The 6,239-nt window shown below is 76.5% G+C and carries 6 protein-coding genes; all 6 read right to left on the bottom strand.

Annotation, left to right across the window (positions count from 1 at the left end):
- Positions 1-31: 31 nt before the first annotated feature.
- From ACOTKD_RS14260 to ACOTKD_RS14285, 6 genes are read right to left on the bottom strand one after another with little or no spacing between them, the layout of a single operon-like run.
- Entirely contained in the window at positions 32-772 is a 741-nt protein-coding gene (locus ACOTKD_RS14260; RefSeq protein WP_424889295.1) for a class I SAM-dependent methyltransferase, read from the bottom strand.
- Positions 769-1,989, bottom strand: a complete 1,221-nt coding sequence (locus tag ACOTKD_RS14265; protein ID WP_424889296.1) for a flavodoxin family protein — start codon at positions 1,987-1,989, stop codon at positions 769-771. Before ACOTKD_RS14265 ends, ACOTKD_RS14260 begins: the two co-directional genes overlap by 4 nt.
- Entirely contained in the window at positions 1,986-3,074 is a 1,089-nt protein-coding gene (ribD, locus tag ACOTKD_RS14270; RefSeq protein ID WP_424889472.1) for a bifunctional diaminohydroxyphosphoribosylaminopyrimidine deaminase/5-amino-6-(5-phosphoribosylamino)uracil reductase RibD, read from the bottom strand. The genes ACOTKD_RS14265 and ribD overlap by 4 nt, the downstream gene beginning before the upstream one ends.
- Positions 3,075-3,112: 38 nt before the next feature.
- Positions 3,113-4,105 carry a formylglycine-generating enzyme family protein gene (locus ACOTKD_RS14275; RefSeq protein WP_424889297.1) on the bottom strand — a complete coding sequence of 331 codons (993 nt, stop codon included), beginning with the start codon at positions 4,103-4,105 and terminating at the stop codon, positions 3,113-3,115.
- 3 nt (positions 4,106-4,108) lie between these two features.
- Entirely contained in the window at positions 4,109-5,392 is a 1,284-nt protein-coding gene (locus ACOTKD_RS14280) for an SGNH/GDSL hydrolase family protein (RefSeq protein WP_424889298.1), read from the bottom strand.
- A complete protein-coding gene (locus ACOTKD_RS14285) occupies positions 5,389-6,114 on the bottom strand; it encodes an SAM-dependent methyltransferase (protein ID WP_424889299.1) in 726 nt (241 codons plus the stop codon). Before ACOTKD_RS14285 ends, ACOTKD_RS14280 begins: the two co-directional genes overlap by 4 nt.
- Positions 6,115-6,239: the final 125 nt, after the last annotated feature.

Here is a 6,239-nt window from a genome sequence, read left to right on the forward strand (position 1 = left end):
GACCGTCGGGGCCACGGGGGAACCGGCCTGCTCAGGCCGCCGTGCAGCGCAGCATCACCAGCGGGGGATTGGCCAGGAAGTCCGCCCAGAACTCCTCGCCGAACGCGGCGAGACCGTCCTCCGGCACCTCCAGCGGCACCCAGGTGACGCCGGTGAAACCGGCCTGCCGCAGCGCGCCCTCGTAGACCTCGCGCCGCGGGTAGTTGGTCACGAAGTCGATGGGCGAGTCCAGCAGCGCCGTGATCCGCACCCGCGGGCCCACCTCGCCCTCGCCCACCGGCTCGTAGCGGAAGCCGTACTTGTCCGTCGGCGGGCCGTCGAAGCGGAAGTCCGGCGCCTGCGTGAGGACGAAGAACTCGCCGCCCGGCCGCAGGTTGCGGTGCACGCCCCGGCACATCCACTCCATCGTGGCCGCGTCGTCGGCGTAGTTGAGCAGGTACACGGCCGTCGCCACGTCGAAGCGCTTGCCGAAGACCGGCAGGTCGGCGCCGTCGGCCACCTCGTAGCGCACCCCCAGGGGGCTGCGCTCCTCGATGGCCCGGGCCGCGGCCACCATCCCGTCGGAGACGTCGACGCCGAGGACGTCCGCCGCCCCCAGCCGCTTGGCCTGCCGGGTGTAGAAGCCCGTGCCGCAGGCGAGGTCCAGCACCGAACGGCCGCTCAGATCGCCGAGCATCCGCACGAAGCTGCCGCTCTCGGGGTAACGCGCCATGGGCAGCGACTTGAAGCCCTCGTAGGCCTCGCCGATGTCGTCGTACTGCTGAACGGTCATATGACTTCCTTTTCGAGGGGGGTGTCGGAGGCGGCGCCCGCGGGCACGGGCTCGCGGCGCAGCCGGTCGCCGGCGAGGGCCATGCGCCGGCCCTGGTGCCGGGCGGCCGCCAGCGCCTGCGGGGTGGGCAGGACCCCCGCCGACCGGGAGTGGGACGTGCCGTACGGATTGCCGCCCGCCGCGAAGACCGCGGGGTCGGTGTAGCCGGGCGGCACCACCACCGCGCCGCCGTGGTGCAGCACGTTGTTCAGGGCGAGCAGCGCCGATTCGCTGCCCGCGTGGGGCCGGGGGGTGCAGGTGAACCCACTGGCCGGCTTGCCCGCCAGCGGCCCCGGGCCGTCCTCGGGCTCCAGCGACTGCAGGAAGCCCAGCATGGAGGCGGCCATGGATCCCGACCTGACGCGTGCTCCGAAGAGCAGTGAGTCCGCCCAGGCCACGTCGTCCGGGGTGACGACGGCCGCCGGCGGGGCACCGCCCGCGGGCCCGGGCAGGCCCGCCTCCCGCGCGGCCGCGGGCCCCGCCAGCCGGCGCAGCCGCACCTCGGCCCCCAGCTCCCGGGCGCCCGCCGCGCACTCCTGCGCCAGCATGCGGACCGTCTCGTCCTCGGCGCAGTGGACGACCGTGACCCGGGCGCGGCCGGCCGTGCCGTCCGCCCGGCCGGCGCGCCGCACCCGTGCCGTGGTGACGGCCAGCCGGTGGCCGGCCGCCCACGCGGCGGCCAGGTCCGCCTCCCCGACGGTGCCGTCGCGCACCGCCGTGACCGACAGCCCGTACGGATTGCCGTCCGTGGCCCGGCACTCGGCGCTGAAGGGGTCGGAGCCCAGCACCCACGACCCCCAGTGGTAGACCGACTGGAACAGGGCCAGCAGAGTGGCCTCGCGGCCGCCGTGCAGACACGTCGACGACGTCATGCCGGTCACGATCCGGTCGGCGAGCAGGCCCTGGGACCACAGCGGCGAGGTGCTCTCCAGGAACCGCTTGAACGGCGAGGAGGGGTTGCCGAAGTACGTGGGCGTGGCGAGCACCAGGCCGTCGGCCCACAGCACGTCCTCCGGCGCGGCCTCCGGCTCGGGCCACGCCGCCACCGCCTTGTCGTCGGAGACCCGCACCAGCCGCACCTGCGCGCCGTACGCGCGCGCCCCCTCGGCCGCGGCCTCCGCGAGGGCGCGCATCGTGCCCCGCCGGCTGTGGTGGACGACGGCGATCTTCGGGGTCACGGCGCCTCCTCCGGCTCCGGTCCGCCGGCGAGCGGGCGCGAGCGCAGCACCAGCCGGACGTCGTCGCCGAGCCGGGCGACCTCGTCCAGCTGCAGCCGCAGCGCCTCGCTCAGGGTGCCGGCCCCGAACCCGTCGAGCACCGCACGCCCCCCGCCGCCGAGCAGCACCGGCGCGACGTAGGCCACGACGCGGTCGAGCATGCCCTGGGAGGCGAACTCCGCGGCGAGCCGTGCGCCGCCCTCCAGCAGGACGGAGCGCAGGCCCCGCTCGTAGAGGGCCGCCGTCAGGGCCGCGAGGTCGAGCCGGCCGCCGGCCTCCGGGAGGGCCAGGACCTCGTGCCCGTTCGGCAGCGCGGGCCGGGCGGCCGGCTCGCCGACCACGACCAGGGTCGGGGCCGCGTCGTCCAGGACCCGCGCACCGGGCCGGATGCTCCCGGTGCGGTCCAGCACGATCCGCAGCGGCGGCTGCCCGGAGACGCCGTGGCGCAGCCCCAGGTGGGGGTCGTCCTCGCGGAGCGTGCCCGAGCCGACCAGGACCGCGTCGTGCGTGGCGCGCAGACCGTGGGCGTCCGCCCGGGCCTCCGGGCCGGTGATCCAGCGCGAGGTGCCGTCGGGCGCGGCCGAGCGCCCGTCGAGCGTCCCGCCGAACTTCCACGTCACGCACGGCCTGCCGAGCCGGGTCGCGGTCAGCCAGAGCTCGTTGGCCCGCTCGGCCTCCTCGCGCAGCACGCCGCCCACGACCTCGACGCCCGCGGCGCGCAGCCGCTCGGCGCCGCCCGCGTGGCCGGGCACGGGGTCCGGGACCGCGTACACCACCCGGGCGACCCCGGCGGCGAGGAGCGCGTCGGCGCACGGGCCCGTACGGCCCCGGTGCGCGCACGGCTCCAGGGTGACCACGGCCGTCGTGCCCCGCGCGCGGTCCCCCGCGGCGGTCAGCGCCTCGACCTCGGCGTGCGGGCGGCCCGCCCCGAGGTGGAAGCCCTCGGCCACCGCGCTGCCGTCCGCGTCCAGCAGGACGCAGCCGACGACGGGGTTGGGGCTGGTGCGGCCCAGGCGGGTGACGGCGAGGTCCAGGGCCCGGCGCATGGCCGCCCGTTCGGCGGTGGTGGCGGTGGGCGCCGCCGTCACGGCGTCTCCGCGAGCCGGAAGCCCATCGCGTAGATCTCGCGCTTGTACCAGCCGTGCCGGCGCCGGCAGCGGGCGAGGTCGCCGAAGCGGGTGAAGCTCCCGCCGCGGGCGACGCGGTAGGTGCCCTGGGTGACGGCGAGGTCGTCGGCGATGTCCTCGCCGCCGGGGTAGGCGGCGTAGTCGTCGGCCACGTACTCCTCGACGTTGCCCGCGAGGTCGTGCACGCCGAACGGCGAGCGGCCGGCCGGGAAGATCCCGATCGGCGTGGTCGCCAGCGGGCCCTCCTCGACGGTGTTGGCGGCGCCGGGGAACCACTCGTCGCCCCAGGGGAAGTCGCGCCCGTCACCGCCGGAGGCGGCGTACTCCCACTCGGCCTCGGTCGGCAGCCGGAACCGGCGCCCCGTGCGGGCCGAGAGCCAGGCCGCGTAGGCGTCGGCGGCCTCGGGGCTCACCGTCCACACGGGATGGTTGGCGAGCTGCCCGGGGTAGACGCCGAAGCGCCAGCTGGTCGGCAGCTCGATGCGGCCGGTGTCCTCCAGGAACAGCCGGTACTCGGCGTTGGTGACGGGGTGCAGGGCGATGCGGAAAGCCGCCAGGTCCGCCTCGTAGACGGGGCACTCCTTGGCGATCCACTCCTCCTCGACGCCCGCGTGGCGCCAGCGGCCGGTGACCGCGGCCACCTCGCCGGGCGCGAGGCCGAGCCGGACCCGCGCGGCCGGCACGTCGGCCATCGGCGGGTCCTCGGGGCGGATCCGCGGATCGCCGGTCAGGCCGAGGACGGTGCCGGCGGCGTGGCGGCGGGCGAACGGCTCGGCGGGGTCCTCCGCCACCCCGACGAGGACGTCCGGCGCGGCGGCCAGGAGGTCCCGGTGCCCGGCCAGGAGGTGCTGCGGGCCCCGTGCGGCGAAGGCGTCGGGCAGGCCCATGGCGGCCCGGTCGGTCAGGGTGTTGGGGTTGGCGAGGACGACCGGCGGGGTACTGCTGGTCATGTATTACCTTCCGTGAGCGGCGGGAGCGGGGCTGCCGGTGAGCTCGGCGAGCGGCACGGCGTCCGCGAGGGCCCGGTAGCCCGCGTCGTTGAGGTGGATGTGGTCGCCGCCGTCGAACACGGCCCGGACCCGCTGCGGGTCGGCCTGGTCGCGGACGGCCGCGTCGAAGTCCACGACGGCGTCGAAGTCGGCGCGGGCGGCGGGGGAGCGCAGGGCGGCGTTGACCTCGGTGCGCGCCTTCTCGGCCTCCGGGGTGTAGAAGGGCGAGTCCTTGAACGGCGTCAGAGTGCCCACCACGACCCGGATGTGCCGCTCGTGCAGCCGCCGGGCCATGCCGCGCAGCCCGTCGAGGACCTGGGCGGCGCTCGCCCTGGGCTCCAGCTGGAGGTCGTTGATGCCTTCGTAGAGGACGGCGGTGCGCACGCCCGGCCGGTCGATGACGTCGCGCTGCAGCCGTCCCGCCGCGGCGGTCCCGCGCTGCGGCCGGTCGGTCTCGCTGCCGTCACGCAGGATGCGGTTGCCGCCGAGGCCCTCGTTGAGCACGCCGAGGCCGCGGCCGGCGGGGTCGGCGGTCAGCCGGCGGGCGAGGGCGTCGGTCCAGCGGGCGTTGCCGTCGAGGGTGGACTTCACGCCGTCGGTCTGCGAGTCGCCGAGCGCCACCACGGTGCCGCGTGCGCCCTTGCCCCGGACGTCGACGCCGGTGAGGAAGAACCAGGAGGTCTCGGAGCGGGTGAACGCCCCGTTCCCGGCGTCGGCCGCGTGGTCGCCCGGCTCCGAGACGTAGTTGGTCTGCTGGGCGAGCCAGTGCCAGGTCGTGGGGCCGGTCGGCTTCGGCAGGTGGACGCTCACCAGCAGGTCGCGGTCGGCGGGCACGTCGAAGGGCACGGGGTCGCTGACGAGCTCGGCCCCGACGGGCACGGTGGCCGTGCCGGCCCCGCCGAACGTGACCTGCCGCAGGGTGCCGGCCGCCGGCGCGGGGTTCGGTCCCGGGCCGGGCAGGGCGACGGTCGTGCGGCCGAGGGCCAGCGGCGCGCTGCCGTGGGCGTTGGAGAAGCGCAGGCGCAGCTCGCCGCCGGCGGCCGAGGTGTGCACGACCATGCGCACGGTGCGGTTGTCCAGGCCCTCCTTCGAGATGCCGTCGGGGGCGGCGGGCGCGGGGGCCGTGCCCCAGGTGCCCGTCCAGCCGCTCGCGTCGGCGGCCTGCGCGGACGGCGTTCCGAGCAGCACGCAGGAGAGCAGCGCGGCCGCTCCCGCCGCGGCGGTGCGCCGGATGGCGGTACGGCTCACCGGCCGTCACCCTCGATGCGGCGGAAGGTGCTGACGAGGTAGGTGAGGTCGCCGACGGCGCGGGGCACCTGGTGGGCCGCGACGAGGGCGAAGCCGTGCCCGCCGACGAGCTCGGTCAGCTCCTGCTCGGTGAACTCGCGGTAGAGGCGGTTGCCGGCGTTGGCGTACAGGCCGCCCTTGGCGCCCGTCGCGTTGAAGACGGAGAGGGTCAGGAGGCCGCCGGGGCGCAGCAGTTCGTGGATGCGCCGCAGGTACGGTCCGTACGCCTCGGGGTGCTGGTGGTGGAAGCAGCCGTTGTCGAGCACCGCGTCGTACTCGGCGGCGCCCGGCAGGTCGAGCGCGGCCGTGGCGAGGAAGCGGGCCCGCCCGGGGTGACCGGCGGTGAGGGTCTCCCACTCGGGGGAGGCGACCAGGTCGATGCCGGTCACCCGGTGCCCGCCGGCGAGGAGGATCGCGGCGTCGCGGCCGTGGCCGGTGCCGAGGTCGAGGACGTGCGCCTCGGGGGCGTCCGGGGCGTCCGCTCCGGCCCGGGCGCGGAGGGCGTCCATGAGCAGGCGAGGGGCCTGCCGCATCGCCTCCTCTCCGGTCCATATGTCGCGTCCGCCGGCGTAGTGGTCGACGAAGTCGCTGCGCAGGACGTCGGCGTAACGGGTCTCGTCGAGCGGGGTGGCTTCGGTCTGCTCGACCGTGTACCGGTCTGCTATGGAATGGCTTTCGGCCATGGGGGACGGTCCTTCGTCTGCTGGAGCTCGGGTGTGGTGATCGGTGCCGGGCGTACGGGCATGGGTCGCGGGGGGGGGGGGGGCCGCCCCCCCCCGGCCCCCCACCCCGCGCCCGACCCCCCCAG

This window comes from Streptomyces sp. XH2 (assembly GCF_049725035.1).
Lineage (GTDB): Bacteria > Actinomycetota > Actinomycetes > Streptomycetales > Streptomycetaceae > Streptomyces > Streptomyces roseoverticillatus.

What these genes read in the sequence shown, in the direction of transcription:
- ribD (WP_424889472.1), bottom strand. Translation starts at nt 3,074, where the DNA reads ATGCGCCGGGCCCTGGACCTCGCCGTCACCCGCCTGGGCCGCACCAGC.
- ACOTKD_RS14260 (WP_424889295.1), bottom strand. Translation starts at nt 772, where the DNA reads ATGACCGTTCAGCAGTACGACGACATCGGCGAGGCCTACGAGGGCTTC.
- ACOTKD_RS14275 (WP_424889297.1), bottom strand. Translation starts at nt 4,105, where the DNA reads ATGACCAGCAGTACCCCGCCGGTCGTCCTCGCCAACCCCAACACCCTG.
- ACOTKD_RS14285 (WP_424889299.1), bottom strand. Translation starts at nt 6,114, where the DNA reads ATGGCCGAAAGCCATTCCATAGCAGACCGGTACACGGTCGAGCAGACC.